The sequence below is a fragment of the Proteus mirabilis ATCC 29906 genome, from assembly GCF_000160755.1.
Lineage (GTDB): Bacteria > Pseudomonadota > Gammaproteobacteria > Enterobacterales > Enterobacteriaceae > Proteus > Proteus mirabilis.
In genome coordinates, this window is the sequence record NZ_GG668576.1 from 909599 (window position 1) to 931057 (window position 21459).

At 41.5% G+C, this 21459-nt stretch carries 17 protein-coding genes; 4 read left to right on the forward strand and 13 right to left on the reverse strand.

What is annotated here, in order from left to right; genetic code table 11:
* Positions 1–9 precede the first annotated feature (9 nt).
* The 9 genes from nuoI to hexA form a co-directional block, all read right to left on the reverse strand.
* A complete protein-coding gene (gene nuoI, locus HMPREF0693_RS04210; RefSeq protein WP_004243689.1) occupies positions 10–552 on the reverse strand; it encodes an NADH-quinone oxidoreductase subunit NuoI in 543 nt (180 codons plus the stop codon).
* A 14-nt stretch (positions 553–566) separates the two neighbouring features.
* Positions 567–1544, reverse strand: a complete 978-nt coding sequence (nuoH, locus tag HMPREF0693_RS04215; protein WP_004243690.1) for an NADH-quinone oxidoreductase subunit NuoH — start codon at positions 1542–1544, stop codon at positions 567–569.
* The gene (gene nuoG / locus HMPREF0693_RS04220) at positions 1544–4267 is read right to left on the reverse strand and encodes an NADH-quinone oxidoreductase subunit NuoG (RefSeq protein ID WP_172767752.1); all 2724 of its coding nucleotides are present in this window, start codon (positions 4265–4267) and stop codon (positions 1544–1546) included. Before nuoG ends, nuoH begins: the two co-directional genes overlap by 1 nt.
* A 62-nt stretch (positions 4268–4329) precedes the next feature.
* On the reverse strand, positions 4330–5694 hold the full coding sequence (gene nuoF / locus HMPREF0693_RS04225; RefSeq protein ID WP_004243692.1) for an NADH-quinone oxidoreductase subunit NuoF: 1365 nt from the start codon (positions 5692–5694) through the stop codon (positions 4330–4332).
* On the reverse strand, positions 5691–6236 hold the full coding sequence (gene nuoE, locus HMPREF0693_RS04230; RefSeq protein ID WP_004243693.1) for an NADH-quinone oxidoreductase subunit NuoE: 546 nt from the start codon (positions 6234–6236) through the stop codon (positions 5691–5693). Before nuoE ends, nuoF begins: the two co-directional genes overlap by 4 nt.
* A 2-nt stretch (positions 6237–6238) precedes the next feature.
* Positions 6239–8035, reverse strand: a complete 1797-nt coding sequence (gene nuoC, locus HMPREF0693_RS04235) for an NADH-quinone oxidoreductase subunit C/D (RefSeq protein ID WP_004243696.1) — start codon at positions 8033–8035, stop codon at positions 6239–6241.
* A 76-nt stretch (positions 8036–8111) separates the two neighbouring features.
* Complete coding sequence (locus HMPREF0693_RS04240; RefSeq protein WP_004243697.1) at positions 8112–8786, reverse strand: NuoB/complex I 20 kDa subunit family protein; 675 nt, start codon at positions 8784–8786, stop codon at positions 8112–8114.
* Between the two features lie 17 nt (positions 8787–8803).
* Complete coding sequence (locus HMPREF0693_RS04245) at positions 8804–9256, reverse strand: NADH-quinone oxidoreductase subunit A (RefSeq protein ID WP_004243698.1); 453 nt, start codon at positions 9254–9256, stop codon at positions 8804–8806.
* A 795-nt stretch (positions 9257–10051) separates the two neighbouring features.
* Entirely contained in the window at positions 10052–10969 is a 918-nt protein-coding gene (gene hexA / locus HMPREF0693_RS04250) for a transcriptional regulator HexA (protein ID WP_004243703.1), read from the reverse strand.
* A gap of 842 nt (positions 10970–11811) precedes the next feature.
* On the opposite strand from hexA, the gene HMPREF0693_RS04255 reads away from it, so the two are divergent.
* Positions 11812–13026 carry a pyridoxal phosphate-dependent aminotransferase gene (locus tag HMPREF0693_RS04255; protein ID WP_004243704.1) on the forward strand — a complete coding sequence of 405 codons (1215 nt, stop codon included), beginning with the start codon at positions 11812–11814 and terminating at the stop codon, positions 13024–13026.
* Between the two features lie 130 nt (positions 13027–13156).
* Positions 13157–13738, forward strand: coding sequence for a 5'-deoxynucleotidase (yfbR, locus tag HMPREF0693_RS04260; protein WP_004243705.1), 582 nt, complete (start codon positions 13157–13159; stop codon positions 13736–13738).
* Between the two features lie 61 nt (positions 13739–13799).
* Here the strand turns inward: yfbR and HMPREF0693_RS04265 are convergent, their stop codons facing one another.
* The 4 genes from HMPREF0693_RS04265 to yfbV form a co-directional block, all read right to left on the reverse strand.
* Complete coding sequence (locus HMPREF0693_RS04265; RefSeq protein ID WP_012368104.1) at positions 13800–15629, reverse strand: SLC13 family permease; 1830 nt, start codon at positions 15627–15629, stop codon at positions 13800–13802.
* A 109-nt stretch (positions 15630–15738) separates the two neighbouring features.
* Positions 15739–16401, reverse strand: a complete 663-nt coding sequence (locus HMPREF0693_RS04270) for a sugar phosphatase (RefSeq protein WP_004243707.1) — start codon at positions 16399–16401, stop codon at positions 15739–15741.
* A gap of 34 nt (positions 16402–16435) precedes the next feature.
* Entirely contained in the window at positions 16436–16930 is a 495-nt protein-coding gene (locus tag HMPREF0693_RS04275) for a YfbU family protein (protein WP_023843594.1), read from the reverse strand.
* 140 nt (positions 16931–17070) lie between these two features.
* Positions 17071–17526: a terminus macrodomain insulation protein YfbV gene (gene yfbV / locus HMPREF0693_RS04280; RefSeq protein ID WP_004243712.1), complete on the reverse strand. Its 456-nt coding sequence runs from the start codon at positions 17524–17526 to the stop codon at positions 17071–17073.
* 391 nt (positions 17527–17917) lie between these two features.
* On the opposite strand from yfbV, the gene ackA reads away from it, so the two are divergent.
* Together ackA and pta are read left to right on the forward strand one after the other, a co-directional pair.
* Positions 17918–19120 (forward strand): acetate kinase, encoded by a 1203-nt coding sequence (gene ackA, locus HMPREF0693_RS04285; RefSeq protein WP_004243716.1) that lies wholly within the window; start codon positions 17918–17920, stop codon positions 19118–19120.
* Between the two features lie 77 nt (positions 19121–19197).
* A complete protein-coding gene (gene pta, locus HMPREF0693_RS04290; RefSeq protein ID WP_004248391.1) occupies positions 19198–21342 on the forward strand; it encodes a phosphate acetyltransferase in 2145 nt (714 codons plus the stop codon).
* Positions 21343–21459: the final 117 nt, after the last annotated feature.

Below are 21459 nucleotides of genomic sequence, written 5' to 3' on the forward strand. Positions count from 1 at the left end.
TATCGCTCCTTACGGTAACAGGCTTTTGACATCGATAGGTTTCGCTTCATCATCTGCTTCACCTTTATCTTTGCCATTAATCGCCATACCTGTTTTACGGTAAAAGTTATATTCAGGATATTTACCAGGCCCTGAAATTAATAAATCGTCTTTTTCATAAACCAGATCTTGACGCTTAAATTCACCCATTTCGAAATCAGGGGTTAATTGTAGAGCCGTTGTTGGACATGCTTCTTCACATAAGCCACAAAAGATACAACGCGAAAAGTTGATACGGAAAAACTCAGGATACCAACGACCATCTTCATGTTCTGCTTTTTGTAATGAGATACAACCAACAGGGCACACCGCTGCGCACAAGTTACAAGCAACACAACGCTCTTCACCATCAGGATCACGGGTCAATACAATACGTCCACGATAACGCGGTGCAACATTGACAGGTTCTTCCGGGTACATCTGCGTTTCGCGTTTGGCAAAGGCGTGTAAGCCAATCATCCAAATGCTGCGTACCTGGGTGCCGAAACCAGTCACTAACTCTTTTAAAGTCATGGTTCAATCACCCCTTATTGAGCGTTGTAGAGGATCACTGCAGCAGTGACCAACAGATTGATTAAAGTTAACGGTAAGCAGATCTTCCAACCAAAAGCCATCACTTGGTCATAACGCGGACGCGGTAATGATGCACGGATCAGAATAAACATCATCATGAAGAATCCTGTTTTCAGTGCAAACCAAACGAATGACGGTAAGAAAGGACCTTGCCAACCACCGAAGAATAACGTCACTATTAAGCCAGAAACGGCAACGATACCGATATATTCACCGACAAAGAACAGACCGAATTTCATACCGGAATATTCAATGTGATAACCATCAGCCAACTCTTGCTCTGCTTCGGGTTGGTCAAAAGGATGACGGTGACAAACGGCAACGCCAGCAATCGCAAAGGTAATAAAGCCAAAGAATTGTGGGATAATGTTCCACATATGGGCTTGCGAATTGACAATATCCGTTAAGTTAAACGAACCCGCTTGTGCCACAACACCTAAAATAGAAAGTCCTAAGAAAACCTCATAACTAACTGTTTGTGCTGAAGCACGCATTGCACCTAATAACGAATATTTATTGTTACTTGACCAGCCAGCAAATAAAACGGCATACACCGCTAAACCCGCTACCATCAAGAAAAATAAAATACCAATGTTTAAATCAGCCACAACCCAGGTTGAGCTAACTGGCACAATAGCAAATGACAATAATAAGGAAGAAAAGGCAATCACTGGTGCTATGGTAAAGATAAAGCGATCAGCAAATTTTGGGATCCAGTCCTCTTTAAAGAACATTTTGATCATATCCGCAATTAACTGTGCTGAACCTGCATAACCTACACGGTTAGGCCCATAACGGTTTTGGAATAACCCCAGTAGACGACGCTCCCCCATACTCATAAAAGCACCACAAGTGACAACCACCAGCAAGATCACCACGGCTTTTAAAACAGTGAGTAAAATCTCTGTAACTTCAGGAGATAACCAGCTCATTATGCAATACCCCGCAGTTGACGAACCGATACACCCACCAGTGATGGCGAAATGCCAGCCATCCCTAACGGAAGGCCAATTTGACCTCGGGTTAAGTGAGCACTGATTTTCACAGGTAAGGTGAATTCACGACCTTCGTAAGTAAACATCGCTTGTTGACCTTGAGATAATGCTAATGCGACGGCATCAGATTCACTCACGGTTAAATAAGCGTTGTCCATACGTTGTTGGATCACTTGTGAACGTTGCGATAACTCTTCGCTACCAAACAGACGATAGTAAGGAGCTACAACCCATTGATTTTCAACTAGGTTAAAGGCTGGTGGAATATCAGTGAAATAACCTAATGTGTTATCACTACATTCGATTAAGCGTACACCCGGATCACCAAAACGTAAGCTTCCCCCGACTTCAGACTGGAACTTATTCCATGCTTGTGGTGAGTTCCAACCCGGTGCCCATGCAAATGGAATTTGCTGGCGAGGAGCCGTTGGGCTGTTGTTTCCTTCCATAGAGAAAGCAAATGGGCTATCGATATCTTTAGGTTGACGCTGTTCATGTACTGAAACATTTGCCAACATGGAAGTACGACCACTATAACGATGCGGTTCGCGGGCTAATTTTTGACCACGAATACGGAATGATGCATTAGGTGCCGCATTCACAATACCGGCAAATTGCGGTAGACGCGTTGCACATAGCTCAATCACATGATCTAACTGCGTCCAGTCAAGATTACCTTCATGCCATTGTGAATCAACAGCACTTAGCCAACGCCAGCTTTCATGCATCACCACTTCTTTGTTATAGAAAGAAGGTTCAAACACTTGGAAGTAACGTTGCGCTCTGCCCTCTTGACTCACCATAGTGCCATCACTTTCAGCAAAGGAGGAAGCAGGTAACACAAGGTGTGCTTTTTCCATGATCTCAGTTTGCTGATGGTCAATTACAATTAGGTGATCCACTTTAGCAATCGCGTCATCAATGACGTCGGCGGCAAAATGGCGATACAAGTCGTTTTCCATCACAATAGCGCTATCTGCTTGACCACTACGCATCACTTTCAATGCGTCATCCAGTGGTTTCGCTTTCATCATCGCCAGCCCCATGCTATTGGCATCATCTGCCACATAAGAGAGACCAACTTCGCTCCCCTTGGCTTTTAAGGCAAAAGCGATATTAGCAGCCGCTTTGATAACTTCTTCGCTACCGGCATGACTACCACTAATGATTAACGGTTTTTTCGCTTGCGATAAGGCTTGAACAATCATGTCAATCTGTTTATTCAATGCTTCATCTAAACCATCAACCGCAGGGGCTTCACCATTAATATGATGGGCAATGGCAAAACCTAAACGCGCTTGTTCAACCACCGGCGCACGATAACTCCAAGCGGCAACATCATCCAGACGAGTTTCATCAACATGAGTGACAAACAGTGGATATTTCGCCCGTTGACCGATATTCATGATGGCGGCAATTTGCCAATCAGCCACTTTTTGTGCGGCTGCCATCTCACGTGCTTTACCTTTTACGGCTTGACGTACTGACAGTGCCATACGAGCACCTGTCTGTGTTAAGTCTTCACCTAACACCAGTACTGCGTCATAGTCTTCAATCTCACGGAGAGATGGAGTATAAACGCCACCTTTTTGTAAAATATCCAGCATTAAGGTCAAGCGAGCCTGCTCTGCAGCCGAAATACCACTATAGAAATTTTCAGCCCCAACCACTTCACGTAAAGCAAAGTTGCTTTCAATACTGGCTCGTGGTGAGCCGATACCGACAACACGTTGCCCTTTCTTCAGCATTTCTGCAGCGGCTTGCGTTGCTTGTGCTGCACTGATTTCAAGCCAGTTACTGCCTAAACGTTTTTTAGGTTGACGAGGTCTACTCGCTAAATTGACATAACCGTAGCCAAAACGACCACGATCACAAAGGAAGTAACGGTTTACTGTACCGTTATAACGGTTTTCAATACGACGCAATTCACCATAACGCTCACCTGGGCTGATATTGCAACCCATGCTACAACCTTGGCAAATACTTGGGGCAAACTGCATATCCCACTTACGGTTATAACGTGATGAGTGAGTTTTGTCAGTAAAGACACCCGTTGGACAAATCTCAACTAAGTTACCTGAGAATTCGCTCTCTAATGTGCCATCTTCAACCCGTCCAAAGAACACGTTGTTATGTGCACCAAAGACACCCAGATCAGTGCCATCAGCATAATCTTTGTAGTAACGAACACAGCGGTAACAAGCAATACAGCGGTTCATTTCATGAGAAATAAACGGCCCTAACTCTTGATTTCTATGTGTACGCTTAGTAAAGCGATAGCGACGCATAGTATGACCTGTCATAACGGTCATATCTTGAAGGTGGCAGTTTCCCCCTTCTTCACAAACAGGACAATCGTGAGGATGGTTAGTCATATACCATTCAACAACGCTTTCGCGGAATTTTTTCGCTTCTTCGTCATCAATTGAGATAAACGTGCCATCAGCCGCAGGTGTCATACAAGACATTACCAAACGACCGCGGGTATCCTCAGCATTTTGATACTGCTTAACCGCACACTGGCGGCAAGCGCCAACGCTTCCCAGCGCTGGGTGCCAGCAAAAATAAGGAATATCTAAGCCTAAATTAAGACAGGCTTCTAACAGGTTATCAGCCCCGTTAACTTCATATTCTTTGCCGTCTACATGAATCGTAGCCATAGTCAGCATGCTTCCCAAAGGCCTGCATTGCAGGCGTTAAACCTAGAATGTATCGTGAAAAACTACCAGCGGCTTTTCAGCAAATTAGGCTGAATACCACGGATAAGATTGGCATTGGTATAGTCTTCTTGAATAATGCCAGCCTCAAATTCTTCACGGAAATATTTGATTGCGCTTTGTAAAGGCTCTACTGCCCCTGGTGCGTGAGCACAGAATGTATGCCCTGGGCTTAAAGAGCGGCAGAGGTGCTCAAGAGTCTCAATATCACCAGGACGACCTTGACCTTTTTCTATCGCGCGTAAGATTTCGACACTCCATGGCAAGCCATCACGACAAGGTGTACACCAGCCACAAGATTCACGCGCAAAGAACTCTTCCAAGTTACGGGTTAATGAAACCATGTTAATTTCATTATCTACCGCCATCGCCAACGCAGTACCTAAACGGCTACCAGCTTTGGCGATCGTGCCAAAATCCATAGGGAGATCGAGATGATCTTCTGTTAAGAAATCCGTTCCTGCACCACCGGGTTGCCAAGCTTTTAATTTCAGCCCATCACGCATCCCCCCCGCATAATCTTCTAAGATTTCACGAGCTGTAGTACCAAAAGGTAATTCCCATAAGCCTGGATATTTCACGCGACCAGAGAATCCCATTAATTTGGTACCTGCATCTGGACTTTTACCGGCGCTTAAACCGATATACCAATCTTTGCCATGCTCAATAATCGCGGGTACGTTACACAGCGTTTCAACGTTATTCACGCAGGTAGGTTTTCCCCAAGCACCGGAGGTTGCAGGGAATGGCGGTTTCGAGCGAGGGTTAGCACGACGACCTTCCAGTGAGTTGATCAGTGCTGTTTCTTCACCACAGATATAACGACCTGCTCCTGTGTGAACAAATAGCTCAAAATCGATACCAGAGCCGAAGATATTTTTGCCTAAAAAACCCGCTGCTTTGGCTTCTTCAATAGCATGGCGCAGGTGCTTAGCCGCTTCAATATATTCACCACGTAGGAAAATATAACCACGATAAGCTTTCAATGCATGCGCACCGATAATCATCCCTTCGATTAACAGATGTGGCAGTTCTTCCATTAACAGGCGGTCTTTATAGGTTCCCGGCTCCATTTCATCTGCATTACAAAGGATGTAACGGATATTCATACTTTCATCTTTTGGCATCAGACTCCATTTCAAGCCTGTTGAGAATCCAGCACCACCACGTCCTTTTAAGCCTGCATCTTTAACTTCAGAAGTCACCTCATCAGGTGCCATGCTTTTTAATGCTTTTTCTGCCGCTTTATAACCGTTTTTTGCACGGTATTCATCCAGCCATACTGGCTGACGATCATCACGTAAGCGCCACGTTAGCGGATGCGTTTCTGCGCTACGAATAATCGGTTTTGCTCCTGAAATTGCTGTCATGGATACTGCTCCAGTAACGTTTCAATCTCTTCAGGTTTAACAAAACTGTGAGTATCGTCATCTACCATCATAGTAGGACCTTTGTCACAGTTACCTAAACAACAGGTTGGCAGTAAGGTAAAACGACCATCTGGTGTTGTTTGGCCAGGAAGGATATTGAGGTGCTTCTCAATAGCTGCCTGAATGCCTTGATAACCTGTAATATGGCAAACCACACTGTCACAAAAACGAATAATGTGACGGCCGACGGGTTGGCGGAAAATTTGACTATAAAAGGTTGCTACCCCTTCTACATCGCTAGCCGGTATACCAAGCACATCGGCAATAGCATAGATAGCACCGTCTTCAACCCAACCTCGATTTTTTTGCACTATTTTCAGCGCTTCAATCGATGCAGCACGGGGATCTTCATAGTGATGTTTTTCTTGTTCAATTTCAGCACGCTCTTCTTGCGTTAAAACAAACGTGTTTTTCTTTGAATGAGTTACATCAACGATTTCAATCTTCGCGGCATCTTCTTTATGGTTTAATTCATTTTGCATGATTAACGATCCACATCCGACATTACAAAATCGATACTTCCCAGATAGACAATCAAGTCAGAAACCAGACTACCGCGGATAACCGCTGGGATTTGTTGCAGGTGAGCAAAACTTGGCGTACGAATACGCGTACGATAGCTCATCGTGCTGCCATCACTGGTTAAATAATAGCTGTTGATCCCTTTAGTGGCTTCCACCATCTGGAATGATTCATTCGCAGGCATAACAGGGCCCCATGAAACCTGTAAGAAGTGGTTAATCATGGTTTCAATATGCTGTAATGTGCGCTCTTTTGGTGGCGGAGTCGTCAGTGGATGGTCGGCTTTAAATGGCCCTGCTGGCATATTTTTATAGCACTGCTCGAGAATACGTAAGCTTTGACGTAATTCTTCGACTTTCAGCATGACACGATCGTAACAGTCACCATTGCTTGCTACTGGAATTTCAAACTCAAAGTTTTCATACCCTGAGTATGGACGCCATTTACGCACGTCAAACTCAACTCCTGTAGCACGAAGCCCGGCACCCGTTACCCCCCAATCTAACGCTTCTTTAGCGTTATAAGAGGCAACACCAATGGTACGGCCTTTTAAAATGCTGTTTTGCAAGGCGGCTTTAACGTAAGAATCAAGACGTTTTGGCATCCAATCTAAGAATTCACGTAGTAAGCGCTCCCACCCTTTTGGTAAATCGTGGGCAACACCACCGATACGGAACCATGCCGGATGCATACGGAAACCGGTAATTGCTTCTACAATATCGTAAACTTTTTGACGATCAGTAAAGGCAAAGAATACCGGTGTCATCGCACCAACATCTTGGATAAAGGTACTGATATACAGTAAATGGCTATTAATACGAAATAGCTCAGACAGCATGACACGAATGACTTTAACGCGCTCAGGTACTTCAATACCGGCAAGCTTTTCCACCGCCAGTACATAAGGCATTTCGTTAACACAACCACCAAGGTATTCAATTCGGTCGGTATAAGGAATATAACTATGCCATGATTGACGCTCGCCCATTTTCTCTGCACCACGATGGTGATAACCAACATCAGGTACACAGTTGACGATTTCTTCGCCATCAAGTTGCAAAATAATACGGAATGCACCGTGAGAAGATGGGTGATTAGGACCGAGGTTTAAGAACATAAAGTCCTCATTCTCAGTACCGCGTTTCATTCCCCACTCTTCTGGTTTAAAGGTCAGTGATTCCATTTCCAGATCCTCTTTCTGCTTAGTCAGCACATAAGGATCAAATTCTGTCGCCCGAGCGGGATAATCTTTACGCAGTGGATGACCTTCCCAATTCGGCAACATCATAATACGGCGTAGATTAGGGTGTCCGTTAAAGACGATCCCAAACATATCCCACACTTCACGCTCATACCAATTCGAGTTCGGAAAGATAGAAGTGAGAGTCGGTAGATTAAGATCTTTTTCACTTAATGCGACTTTCAGCATGATATCTTTATTACGATCGAGTGATATCAGATGATAGAAAACGGAAAAATCAGCTGCCGGCAAGCCTTGACGATGCGTGCGTACACGCTCATCAACGCCATGCAAGTCGTACAGCATGACATATGGTTTTGGCAAAGATTTGAGGTATTGCATAACCTCAATAAGTTGTTCCCGCTTAACCCATACCACTGGCATGCCGGTACGAGTCGGCTGGAATGTAAACGCATCTGGCCCAAATTTCTGACGCAGTTCGTTAACCACCTGATCATCAATATGATCGCTGGTTTCCCACGCTGGCCGTGCGCTATTTTGCGCTATCTGATCGGTCATTTCTATTCACCACAACTTTGATCAGGGTTACTATGATCGCAACACATTGCTCTGGTTACGTCTTAGGCAAAAGCCTTTAAATTTCGTCTGGAGTACGCAGATTTTTTACTGCGATCCGCTCACCGTGTTTTCTTTCTCGTTCTGACTGCATATTGGCACGGTAAACGCCTTGGTCGCCCACCACCCAAGATAATGGGCGACGTTCTTTACCAATGGACTCTTGTAATAACATCAATGCTTGCATATAAGCTTCTGGACGAGGTGGGCATCCTGGGATATACACATCAACAGGGATGAATTTATCAACACCTTGCACTACCGAATAGATGTCATACATACCACCAGAGTTAGCGCAAGCTCCCATGGAAATAACCCACTTAGGCTCTAGCATCTGATCGTATAAACGCTGAATAACGGGCGCCATCTTTGTAAAGCAGGTTCCTGCAACCACCATAAAGTCAGCTTGACGAGGGGAAGCTCGTAATACTTCAGAACCAAAACGCGCTACGTCATGGACCGCAGTAAATGACGTCACCATTTCAACGTAACAACAGGAAAGACCAAAATTATATGGCCATAAAGAGTTTTTTCTGCCCCAGTTCACAACGTCATGTAACGCATGTTCCAGTTTTCCCATATACACGCTGCGATGAACGTGAGCATCTAACGGGTCACTGACAATTTCCTGTGATTGCAGGGGATAACGGTCATTCTCACCGTTCGGATCTATGCGGGTGAGCGTATAATCCATTTTTAATGCCTCGCTTATTACTGCTGCGGATGTTTGCCGCTGGTTAATCTGACATGGCTTTTACCCGCGGTTTCACGGCGAGAGCGAACTGGTGTCCAATTTAATGCACCAATACGAACCAAATAGAATAATCCAGCTAATAAAATTGCGATAAAGACAGCTGCTTCAATAAAGCCTAACCAGCCCACTTCACGTACGGAAACGGCCCAAGCATAAAGAAACAGTGCTTCAACATCGAAAATTACGAAAAACATGGCAACTAAATAGAATTTAGCTGACATGCGCAGACGAGCGCTGCCAACGGAATCAAGGCCAGATTCATAAGGAACATGTTTAGCCCTTGCTTGTGCACGGCCGCCTAAATAGCGGGCACCCAGCAACATGAGCGAACATAACCCCAATGCGCCTATTAAGAAGACAGCAAATGCCCAATAGTGGGCGATAACTTCGGTGGTCGTAGACATACTCATTGCTTACTCATCAAAGGTGGTGTCAATTAACCAACTCTTATCCGGCGGTTTACACCACATTTATTAATACGAAAAAAAAGGTAAAACAACAGACTTGCTAATTAAATAAATGATAACAATCTATTTAAACCTTTCTTCTTTTAAGGAAAACATTGTGATAACTCACTCAGTTTTCCGTCGCTTCTTAACAAATTTAACACTCATTTTTAACACCCAATTACTGGCCAATGCTAAAACGTGTCAGTCAACCTACAAATTTTCTGCTAACACGCTTAGTCTAACCGATAATTCGATTTTACTACACCAGTATCTCAGGAAAAACCTGACTCTATATAGGCAAATGTGCCTTATTTTTTTGATCAAACTCACAAAATAGTCGAAAAAATACATAATCAGTTTAAATTTTATCCAAACTTTAACAAATTAACTTTCCAATAATGTGGAGAAGGTCAAATATCCGTTTTCATTTGACTATTTATTCCCTGAAAACCTAGACAAACCTTTTATTTGTTAACAATTTCTACAAGCGTGTAACCCATCACACCTGCATACAATTTTTTAACAAAGCGACTGAGCGGGAAAAGAGAGGTGGATCACACTGTGATATACATTAATCTCTATAAATATTAAACCAATGTGACTATTTAAAAATAAAGCATAAAAAAACGGAAACAAATGCGTTTATAGCACCTGTTTCCGTTGATTGTGATATATCACTTTATTGTTTCGTTTGACTATTTTTAACCGTTAATATGGGTTATCCAAATAATCATGATAACAAGATCGCTCTGCGCCTTACTCTAAATCTAAAGAATGCGCTTCTTCAACTGAAGTGACAGTATAAGGCGTTTTCTTATTTTCGATGGCATTGAATACCGTTAATACAGCTTCGTTTTGCTCATCAAAATTACGATATAACCAGTACTGAGTCTCAGGCAAACGAGGTAACCCTTCGCTTTCGCCTAATATACGTAAATCAGCATTTTGCATTTCTAATGGACGAGCTGTGATCCCCACTTCGGCATTTACAGCAGCACGAACCGCAGATAAAGAAGCCGCTTCATACGCAATACGCCATTGAATACCTGCGTCATCTAGTGTATTTGTTGCCAACTGACGGAATGGGTTAGTTTCGTCCATGACTACTAAAGGAATAGGCTCATTCATTTGTAATTGGAAATCAGGGGCACAATGCCACAAAACAGGCGCTGTACGTAACGCTGTGCGTGGATGATGTCCAATACGTGCAGTGGTTAATGCTAAGTCGATTTCGTGGTTATCAAGCATAGTCTCAATAAATTGAGAACGCTTAATACGCACATCAACCGCTAAACGTGGATATACTGATGCAATACGATTTAACAAAAATGGTAGTAGTGTATCGACGGAATCATCAGATGCACCAATACGTAACTCACCTTCAGCATCGCTATATGTTAATGAAGCAGTTGCATCATCATTAGCACGGAGAATTTGACGTGCATAGCCTAATAATTGTAAGCCATGCTCTGTTAACAGTTTATTACGACCATGACGGGCAAAGAGTTCTCTGCCGACTAATTGCTCTAAACGTTGCATCTGCTGACTGACTGCAGATTGAGTTCGACATACAGCGGCCGCAGCGGCTGCAAAAGTATTCAAATCTGCTACAGCAACAAACGTTCTAAGCAGATCGAGGTCGAGATTCATTATCGGACGATTTGCATTAATCATTGTTTATTCTTCACTTATTTTTGATTTTTAAATTACATATACCTGGTGTTTTTTATCAAAAGTCTAAATTGGACTTCCGATTCAGACAGTACCTTACTCTGAAAAAGAGAGCAAAGACATACTGAATACTTTACATTTGTTTGTTGTCGTTTACACCTCCTAGTTCGCAAGCAACTGCATTTTTTTGTAACAAATTAAATTTTATTATCATTCTAAGGATCTACAAGAAAGAACTGTATACCATCATTACAAGTTAGATGTAGATCATACAATGCTCTCTAGGAATACATAAATTTTAACATTTTTAAAATAATTTAAATTACCTTAACTGTGTATGCTATTTTAAGTATCCACCCTTATAAAATATATTTAAGATTTCAATTTAATTTATATAAAAACTATTTGATTGATATGAATAAAAATAGATTTAACCATATTATTTGAAAATTTAATATATTAAGTAAGATAATACAAATCCGATAAAATTATTCAATAATTGATTATGCAACATCTTATCAACGTCCCTCTCACATCTGGTTATTGTTAAAAAACGCACTAAAAACCCTCTCTTCACCAGCATAATGTTTTTGATTTTTATTCAAAATGAGAATATACCACCAGATTAAGTGATACTTTCAGTCATCAAAATAAGTTCTTTAGAATAAACTGACCTTTTACACCAAAAATTATCTAGCATCTTCAAAAGTTTGTAGTGTAAGAGTAGAGTGATAGAACAGTTAATTTGCTGGGACAGCCTTTTCATTTATATCTTTCCGAGATGTGTATGAGAAATATAAATGTCGCTATGTAGATAAAGTCATACCCGATTAGGTAAACGTGCTATGAATCAAATAAAAAAATCAAGTAAACTCGACCATGTTTGTTATGACATTCGAGGACCGGTTTTGCAAGAAGCAAAACGTCTGGAAGAAGAAGGCAATAAAGTATTAAAACTCAATATTGGTAACCCAGCACCTTTCGGTTTTGAAGCGCCAGATGAAATCTTAGTAGATGTTATTCGTAACCTACCTAGCTCTCAAGGCTATAGCGACTCTAAAGGGCTTTTTTCAGCACGTAAAGCCATCATGCAACATTACCAAGCCCGTGATATGCGTGATGTAACTGTTGAAGATATCTATATTGGTAACGGTGTTTCAGAGCTTATCGTACAAGCTATGCAAGCATTATTAAATGATGGCGATGAAATGCTAGTTCCAGCGCCTGATTACCCATTATGGACCGCTGCAGTTTCTCTTTCTGGGGGTAATGCTGTTCATTATATGTGTGATGAGCAACAAGGTTGGTTTCCTGATTTAGATGATATCCGTCGTAAAATCTCCCCCAGAACGCGCGGTATTGTGATTATAAACCCTAACAATCCAACCGGCGCGGTATATAGCAAAGAGATTTTGCTGGAAATTGTTGAAATTGCCCGTCAACACAATTTGATTATTTTTGCTGACGAAATTTATGACAAAATTCTTTATGATGATGCCCAACATCACTCTATCGCCGCAATGGCACCTGATTTATTAACTGTTACCTTTAACGGTTTATCAAAAACCTATCGCGTCGCAGGATTCCGCCAAGGTTGGATGGTACTTAATGGCCCGAAAAAACAAGCAAAAGGCTATATTGAAGGCTTAAATATGCTGGCATCTATGCGCTTATGTGCCAACGTGCCGATGCAACACGCGATCCAAACGGCATTGGGTGGCTATCAAAGTATCAGTGAATTTATTCTACCTGGAGGCCGTTTATACGAGCAACGCAACCGCGCATGGGAGCTTATCAATCAAATCCCAGGGGTTTCTTGCGTTAAACCAATGGGAGCGTTGTATATGTTCCCTAAAATAGACTTAAATCGTTATAGTATTAAAGATGACCAAAAAATGATCCTCGATTTACTATTACAAGAAAAAGTCTTATTAGTGCAAGGTACTGCATTTAACTGGCCTCACCCTGATCATTTCCGTATTGTGACACTCCCTCGTGAGAATGATTTAGAGATGGCGATTCAAAAATTCGGTCGTTTTATTGTCGGCTACCATCAATAGTTATTAATAAAGATAAAACGCAATATCACTGAGGTTATATTGCGTTTTTTTATTTTCTTACTGATCACCGTTTACATCTAGTGTCTATCCACTCACAATAATCTCTTCAATCACGCTATTGGGAGATATTATGAGTTACTTTTTTGCCCACCTTTCTCGTTTAAAGCTAATTACACGCTGGCCTCTGATGCGTAATATTCGCCAAGAAAATGTCTCTGAGCATAGTTTACAAGTGGCTTTTGTTGCCCATGCATTAGCGGTGATTAAAAATCGTAAATTTGATGGCAATGTCAACGCTGAGCGTATTGCACTACAAGCAATGTATCATGATGCCAGTGAGGTTATCACCGGTGATATGCCAACTCCTATTAAATACCACAATCCACAAATTGCTCATGAATATAAAAAAATAGAAAAATATGCTCAGCAAAAATTGATTGAAATGTTACCCGAAGAGTTACAAGAAGATTTTCGCCCTCTTATCGATGAGCAATTACATAGTGAGGAAGAAACTTTTATTGTCAAACAAGCTGATAGTTTATGTGCCTATTTAAAATGCCTTGAAGAGTTAGCTGCGGGTAATAGCGAATTTAATTTGGCCAAAAATCGTTTAGAAAAAACGTTAGCAGAAAGACATAGCCCTGAGATGGACTATTTTATGAAAGTATTTGTACCAGGCTTTAGTTTATCCCTAGATGAGATCAGTGAGTAAGTCGCAAAAACGCCGTTTATAATAAATGAAACTAAACGGCGTTTTTACAAAAGATAACCGATTAAAATGGGAATAATAGCGGTATTAAGAAAACGCTAATCAACATCACAATAATGGTAAAAGGCACCCCTATTTTAATAAAATCAGCAAATTTATAACCACCAGGCTCAAGGATCAGGGTATTAACCGGGGATGATACAGGTGTCATAAACGCCGCCGATGCAGCAACACCAATAACCATTGCAAAAGGTAACGGAGAGACATTCATTTGATGGGCCGCTGCTATTGCAATCGGTGCCATTAACACCGCCGTTGCCGTATTAGAGATAAATAAACCAATAGTGGCACAAAGTACAAATAAACAGACTAACATAACCTGTGGCCCAGCATTCCCTGCTACATCCATAAGTCCATTAACGATAAGCTCGATACCCCCAGTTTTTTGCAATGCAGCCGCAAAAGGCATCATCCCGACAATCAAGATAATACTTGGCCAATGAATAGAACGATAAGCACTTTCCATATCTATACAGCGAAATTTTCCCATCAATAAGCAAGCAATTAACGCGGCAATAAAGTTAGGTACTTCATTGGTCACCATTAATGCAACCATTAATGCTAATGAAAAAAGTGCATGTGGTGCTTGCGATGAGGCCGGTGCAACAGTATCAATTTCAGCCGCTAAATTTAATACAATAAAATTACGCGGTTTTGTCGAAAGTATACGAATTAATTTCCAATCACCAATAACCAGTAACACATCTCCTAGACGTAATGGCTCATCAACAATTTTCCCCGGTAAAGCACTCCCTTCACGGCGAATAGCCACAACGTTTAGCCCATAACGTGTACGGAATTTGATTTCTCTTAATGATTTTCCTAATAATTCTGAGTCAGGGTTCATAGAGACTTCTGCTAATCCCACATCACGAGATTGCTCAGAAAAATACTCTCCACGTAACACCATCGGCTCTAACATTTGTTCACGACAGAACTCTCGTAAATCTACCTCACTTGCTGACATATCCACTAATAGGACATCTCGCTCTCTTAATTCAGTGCCTCCTGTCGCACTGACCATAACACGCCGAAAACGCCTCCAGCGTTCAATACCGACAACGTTTGCTCCATAGCGAGAGCGTAAATGTAATTCATCTAGAGAGTGACCAATCAGTGGTGAACCTTTACGTATGGCTAAGCGACGTGCACGCCCTGCTAATTGGTAATCACGGATAAGATCACGAAAAGTACGACGATAAACCTCTTTTTGCTTACCCCCTTCACTTGAACCTAACCAACGACGTACCACCAGCATATATAACACACCCGCAACTAATACAGCGATCCCTATTGGGGTAATAGAGAAAAACTGAAAACTGGGTAGCCCTTCCCTAACTAATTCACTATTAACCACCATATTAGGCGGTGTCGCAACTAGGGTCATTAAACCACTAATTAACCCCGCAAAGCCAAGAGGCATCATTAATCGACTAGGAGAAGTTTTCATCCGTGCCGCCACACTGAGCACCACAGGAATAAAAATAGCCACCACCCCTGTCGAGCTCATAAAAGCCCCTAAACTTGCAACACAGATCATTAATAGCACCAGCATTTTTACTTCACTACTACCCGCAACTCGTACTAGCCAATCTCCCATTTGATATGCCACACCTGTTCTTACTAATCCTTCCCCAATAACAAAAAGGGCCGCAATCAGTAATACGTTCGGATCGCTAAATCCTACCGTGGCTTCATTTAATGAGAGAGTGCCGCTAAGAACAAAAGCGACGATGACAAGTAAAGCGACCACATCCATGCGGATTTTGTTGGTCGTAAAAAGGACAATAGCTATCAATAGCAGGCTTAAAACCCATAATAATTCGCTATTCAAAATGGCCTCGATCAGCAATAAGTGAAAACAGATTAATACGTCAATTCACTGCATTGATAAGTAGACCATTTTTACCAATATAAATCTCGTTATATGATCAAATAAATGATTAACATTTATGCTTAATAACGACTTGCTGATTTTCTTTGTCAATTTGTAAATCATTTAATGAATCAATGATTAAATCAATTTCATTACGACGAGGAAGGGAAATCGGAGCATGTACGGCAATAACCTGACACCCGGCATCTAAACCAGAATAAATACCTGCAGCAGCATCTTCAAAAACCACACACTCTTTGGGAGCTAAGCCTAATTTTTTTGCCCCTAAAAGATAAGGCTCAGGGTTGGGTTTCCCTTGAGTGATACATTCTGCCGTCACCCAATGTTTAGGCTCAGGAATACCTGTAACTGACTGACGAGTAGAGGCAATTGGTACTGTGCCTGAGGTGACAATTGCCCAAGGGATCGCTAAGTCGTTTAAGCGATTAATGAGTTCGATAGCCCCCGGAAGAGGGGCTAATCCTTCTGTTTGTGTCGCTTCTAACTTTTCTAGCCAACGAAAAGTCTCTTCAATCTGTGCTTGCGTAGCATTAGGCATAAAATGGCGAATCGACTCAATGGCCGGCTTTCCATGGATATAGTTATTAATTTCTTGTGTTGATACCCCTACTCGCTCACCAAATAGTGCCCAACAGTATTCAACAACAGGCAATGAATCAACTAATGTACCATCTAAATCAAAAAGAAAGCCTTTACAGGTGATTGTCATATTTTATGCCTACCTTATCGTGATGCGTTAATAATTACGCATTCAGTATTTGTTGGATCTCAACACTGCTTAGGTGATATTGACGTGGACAGGCTAACCAAACAGCCAGCATTCTTTGGTATTTCTCCCACATAGGCGTTTGAGAGTTAAAACCATGACTACCACTATCAAAATGCGTATATCGCCCTTCAGTATTGACCATAAAGCGTACATAGCTAAGATAACGAGATTCTGTTGCTGCATCAAAGCCCATAAATGCCACTCGACGAGCATCCGGCATTTCTGGTGATTTTAAATTTTCTCGAGAAACTTGCAATGCATGGTACATTTCCATGATGTTAATAATGGTTCGGCAGGTCTCTTCTGACATCTCATCAAAATCGCGGTCTAATTCACGTAATTGTAATCCATAACCACGTTCAATAATTGTCTGATAGCGACGATAACGTTCAGCGTTATCAGGATCCATCATAGTCATCATTTTATATTGATTAGAGAGGATCAAGCGTTGTGCGTGTGTCATTTCCATCATTAATTCTCCAAAGAAATTATTGAAGAGAGCATGGCATTAATCAAAACACTTGAGTAGTGCTAACAACACGTTTTTTGATCTAAACAGGGGTAATTTTAATCCATTAAATAACCCATGAAGAGGGTAGAACAAATGTTCTACACATCATCAAGAAAAGAGCGATCAAGTTGCTTAAAAGCACGTTTAAGCAAATGCGCTAATGAGAGATAGGTTGGCGTCTTTTCTACTGGGGCTAATGCAATACCCGCTTGCTCAAATTTTTCACGAATTTCATAAAACCAATTGAGTAACACAGCGGGTAATGGCGTTGCAGCGCGTTTTCCTAACCACCATAATCCTTGCATTGGCAGGCTACAGGCAAAAAGTGCAGTAGTGATCGCCGGCCCCAAATCGCCACCTAATGCAATTTGCCAGGTTAATGTAAAAATAGCGATAGGAGGCATATAACGTATGCCAAAACGCGTTGCTTTTATCATTCTATTTTCAGGAAAAACTGGGGCTAATTGCTTCTCAACCGGCCAGGTTTTTAGATACTCGTTCCCTAGGCGTAACTTTTTGAAGAAACCTGGGGGAGTCACTGTCGGTTCGTTCATAATGACCTCAATCAATTTTTTCTATAACTTTTAAAAAACATCTATAAAGAATAAAAATCTTTTAGTAGAATTAAGTACATTTTGTCTTTGTTGCCTTTACTCTGTATCCTGTGCTCATTCTAAAGGTTTGTGGCAATAAAGCGCTATATTTTGTTTGCCGGCGTGATTTTCAACCCTTTTCGCCGATTTTCGGGCAAAAACTTTGGGGTGAATAAAAATCGTCCAATTGATGATTGGCAACTATAATTAGCATCAAGTTTTTTACCCTAAGCATGATGCGTATCATTAATGTCATCATAGTAATGCGATAGGCTTTTATGAGTGACGTTTTATTAACCATCGTCTTTATAATATAAAAGACACTACGACAACAAGATAAATAGGTAATTCCATGTCAAGTAAGCTGGTGCTGGTACTGAACTGCGGTAGTTCTTCTCTTAAGTTTGCAATTATTAACCCAGAAAATGGTGAAGAATTCCTTTCAGGCTTGGCTGAGTGCTTCAACCTTCCTGAAGCCCGCCTGAAGTGGAAAATGGATGGTCAGAAACATGAAGCGGCTTTAGGCGCTGGTGCTGCCCACAGCGAAGCATTAAACTTTATTGTTAATACTATTCTGGCTGAAAAACCAGAACTTTCACAACAAATCGCAGCAATTGGTCATCGTATTGTTCACGGTGGCGAGAAATTTACTAAATCTGTCGTCATTACTGACGAAGTCATCAAAGGTATTGAGGCGGCTATTCCATTTGCCCCATTACATAACCCAGCTCACCTTATTGGTATTGAAGAAGCGCGTAAAGCCTTCCCTCATTTAATTAATAAAATGGTGGCAGTATTTGACACTGCATTCCACCAAACAATGCCAGAAGAAGCTTATCTGTATGCTCTGCCATACAGCTTATATAAAGATCACAGCATCCGCCGTTACGGTGCTCACGGAACTAGCCATTTCTTTGTTTCCCGTGAAGCAGCTAAAATGTTAAATAAACCTGTTGATGAACTGAACGTAATCACTTGCCATTTAGGTAATGGTGGTTCTGTTTCTGCTATTGTTAACGGTAAATGTGTTGATACTTCTATGGGTTTAACACCATTAGAAGGTTTAGTCATGGGTACTCGTAGTGGTGATATCGATCCTGCTATCGTGTTCCATTTACATGATACTTTAGGTATGAGCGTTGAAGATATTAATAAACTGCTCACTAAAGAATCTGGTTTATTAGGTTTAACGGAAGTTACTAGTGACTGCCGTTATGTTGAAGATAACTACGAAACAAAAGCTGATGCTAAACGTGCAATGGACGTTTACTGCCATCGCTTAGCGAAATACATCGGTTCTTATTGTGCACTGATGGAAGGTCGTTTAGATGCCATTATCTTCACTGGTGGTATCGGTGAAAATGCAGCAATGGTTCGTGAATTATCACTGAAAAAACTCGCTCTATTAGGTTTTGAAGTTGATCATCAGCGTAACTTAGATGCACGTTTCGGTAAATCAGGCACCATCACTACCGATAACAGCCGTCTTGCTGTTGTTATCCCAACTAACGAAGAGTTAGTTATCGCTCAGGATGCTAGCCGCCTGACCGCTTAAGTTTTTTGATGTACTGCCAGTGTTATGCTGGCAGTACTGTTTCACATAACGAGCAACCGATATTTAAAGAGGTTTCCGTGTCCCGTACAATTATGCTAGTCCCAACTGATACACGCGTAGGTTTAACCAGCGTCAGCTTGGGTGTAATCCGTTCTATGGAACAAAAAGGCGTTCGCCTTAGTGTATTCAAACCTATCGCACAGCCTCGTGTTAAAGGCGCATTAGATCAAACCACTGCGATTATCCGCTCTCACTCCACAATTCAATCCGCAGAACCTTTAAATATGGATTACGTTGAGTCATTACTCAGCTCCAATAAAAAAGATGTTCTGATGGAAGAAATTGTTGCTAGATATCACGAAAATACTGCTGATGCAGAAGTTGTACTGATTGAAGGCTTAGTGCCAATGCGTAAGCACCCTTTTGCACAATCTTTAAACTATGAGATTGCCAAAACATTAGGTGCTGAAATTGTTTTCGTTACTGCATTAGGCAACAACACCGCTGAGCAGTTAAAAGAGCGCATTGAATTTGCTCGTGCTGAATTTGGTGGTGTAAAAAATCAAAATATCACAGGTGTGATTGTTAATAAATTAAATGCCCCTGTGGATGATCAAGGTCGTACTCGCCCTGATTTATCAGAAATTTTTGATGACTCAAGCAAAGCGATTATCTCTAATGTCGATTTAAATACCATCGAAAAAAATAGCCCACTTCCTTTATTGGGTTGCATTCCATGGAACTTCGATTTAATCGCTACTCGTGCTACAGATATGGCAAAACACTTAAATGCGACTATCATCAATAAGGGTGATATTGAAACTCGTCGTATTAAGTCTGTGACTTTCTGTGCTCGTAGTATTCCACATATGTTAGAGCATTTCCGCCCAGGTTCATTGCTTGTCACTTCTGCCGATCGCCCAGATGTTTTAGTTTCAGCATGTCTTGCTGCAATGAATGGCGTTGAAATCGGTGCTATCTTACTCACAGGTGGTTACCAAATCGATGCACCAATTAAACAATTGTGTGAGCGTGCATTTGAAACTGGTCTACCTATCTTTATGGTTAATTCAAACACTTGGCAGACTTCATTAAATCTGCAAAGCTTTAGCTTAGAAGTGCCAGCAGATGACCATGAGCGTATCGAAAAAATTCAGAACTATGTTGCTCAACATATCAATAACCAATGGATTGATTCACTGACAGCAAACTCTGAACGTCCTAATCGTTTATCACCACCAGCATTCCGTTATCAATTAACGGAATTAGCTCGTAAGGCGAAAAAACGCATCGTATTACCTGAAGGTGATGAACCTCGTACCGTTAAAGCCGCGTCTATTTGTGCTGAACGTGGTATCGCAACCTGTGTACTGTTAGGTGATCCTGAAGAAATTCGTCGTGTTGCTGCAGCACAAGGTGTTGAATTAGGTACAGGTATTGAACTCATCAATCCTAAAGAAGTACGTGAAATTTATGTACCTCGCTTAGTTGAACTGCGTAAAAACAAAGGTATGACAGAAGTTGTTGCTCGTGAACAGTTAGAAGATAACGTTGTTCTCGGTACCTTAATGTTAGAAAAAGGCGTCGTTGATGGTCTTGTTTCTGGCGCTGTTCATACAACCGCTAACACTATTCGCCCACCACTACAGTTAATTAAAACTGCACCCGGTAGCTCATTAGTGTCTTCTGTGTTCTTTATGCTATTACCAGAACAAGTCTATGTTTATGGTGACTGCGCAATTAACCCAGATCCAACCGCAGAACAACTGGCTGAAATCGCTATTCAATCTGCAGACTCAGCAAAAGCGTTTGGTATCGACCCACGCGTTGCGATGATCTCTTACTCTACAGGTAACTCAGGTGCTGGCAGTGACGTTGAAAAAGTGCGAGAAGCAACTCGTTTAGCACAAGAAAAACGTCCAGATCTGATTATTGATGGTCCTTTACAATACGATGCGGCTGTAATGGCTGACGTTGCTAAATCTAAAGCACCAAACTCACCTGTTGCAGGTAAAGCAACTGTGTTTATCTTCCCTGATCTAAACACCGGTAACACTACCTATAAAGCAGTACAACGTTCAGCAGACTTGGTTTCCATTGGACCAATGTTACAAGGTATGCGTAAACCTGTTAACGACCTTTCTCGTGGCGCGTTAGTCGATGATATCGTCTACACTGTTGCATTAACTGCAATTCAAGCAAGCCAACAAGAAAATGCCTAATTATTGAATTCACTTCAATAAATTATAAAAACGCCAGTTCATATCACTGGCGTTTTTTTATAATGGTTGATAAATCAAAAAACACATTATAAACCCCACCTATAAAACAAAATAACT

Excerpts from the sequence above, each read along its gene's own strand:
- nuoG (WP_172767752.1), bottom strand. The coding sequence starts at position 4,267 with ATGGCTACGATTCATGTAGACGGCAAAGAATATGAAGTTAACGGGGCT.
- nuoC (WP_004243696.1), bottom strand. The coding sequence starts at position 8,035 with ATGACCGATCAGATAGCGCAAAATAGCGCACGGCCAGCGTGGGAAACC.
- hexA (WP_004243703.1), bottom strand. The coding sequence starts at position 10,969 with ATGATTAATGCAAATCGTCCGATAATGAATCTCGACCTCGATCTGCTT.
- ackA (WP_004243716.1), top strand. The coding sequence starts at position 17,918 with ATGTCAAGTAAGCTGGTGCTGGTACTGAACTGCGGTAGTTCTTCTCTT.
- HMPREF0693_RS04270 (WP_004243707.1), bottom strand. The coding sequence starts at position 16,401 with ATGACAATCACCTGTAAAGGCTTTCTTTTTGATTTAGATGGTACATTA.
- nuoH (WP_004243690.1), bottom strand. The coding sequence starts at position 1,544 with ATGAGCTGGTTATCTCCTGAAGTTACAGAGATTTTACTCACTGTTTTA.
- HMPREF0693_RS04240 (WP_004243697.1), bottom strand. The coding sequence starts at position 8,786 with ATGGATTATACGCTCACCCGCATAGATCCGAACGGTGAGAATGACCGT.
- nuoF (WP_004243692.1), bottom strand. The coding sequence starts at position 5,694 with ATGACAGCAATTTCAGGAGCAAAACCGATTATTCGTAGCGCAGAAACG.
- nuoE (WP_004243693.1), bottom strand. The coding sequence starts at position 6,236 with ATGCAAAATGAATTAAACCATAAAGAAGATGCCGCGAAGATTGAAATC.
- HMPREF0693_RS04255 (WP_004243704.1), top strand. The coding sequence starts at position 11,812 with ATGAATCAAATAAAAAAATCAAGTAAACTCGACCATGTTTGTTATGAC.
- HMPREF0693_RS04275 (WP_023843594.1), bottom strand. The coding sequence starts at position 16,930 with ATGGAAATGACACACGCACAACGCTTGATCCTCTCTAATCAATATAAA.
- yfbV (WP_004243712.1), bottom strand. The coding sequence starts at position 17,526 with ATGAACGAACCGACAGTGACTCCCCCAGGTTTCTTCAAAAAGTTACGC.
- HMPREF0693_RS04245 (WP_004243698.1), bottom strand. The coding sequence starts at position 9,256 with ATGAGTATGTCTACGACCACCGAAGTTATCGCCCACTATTGGGCATTT.
- nuoI (WP_004243689.1), bottom strand. The coding sequence starts at position 552 with ATGACTTTAAAAGAGTTAGTGACTGGTTTCGGCACCCAGGTACGCAGC.
- yfbR (WP_004243705.1), top strand. The coding sequence starts at position 13,157 with ATGAGTTACTTTTTTGCCCACCTTTCTCGTTTAAAGCTAATTACACGC.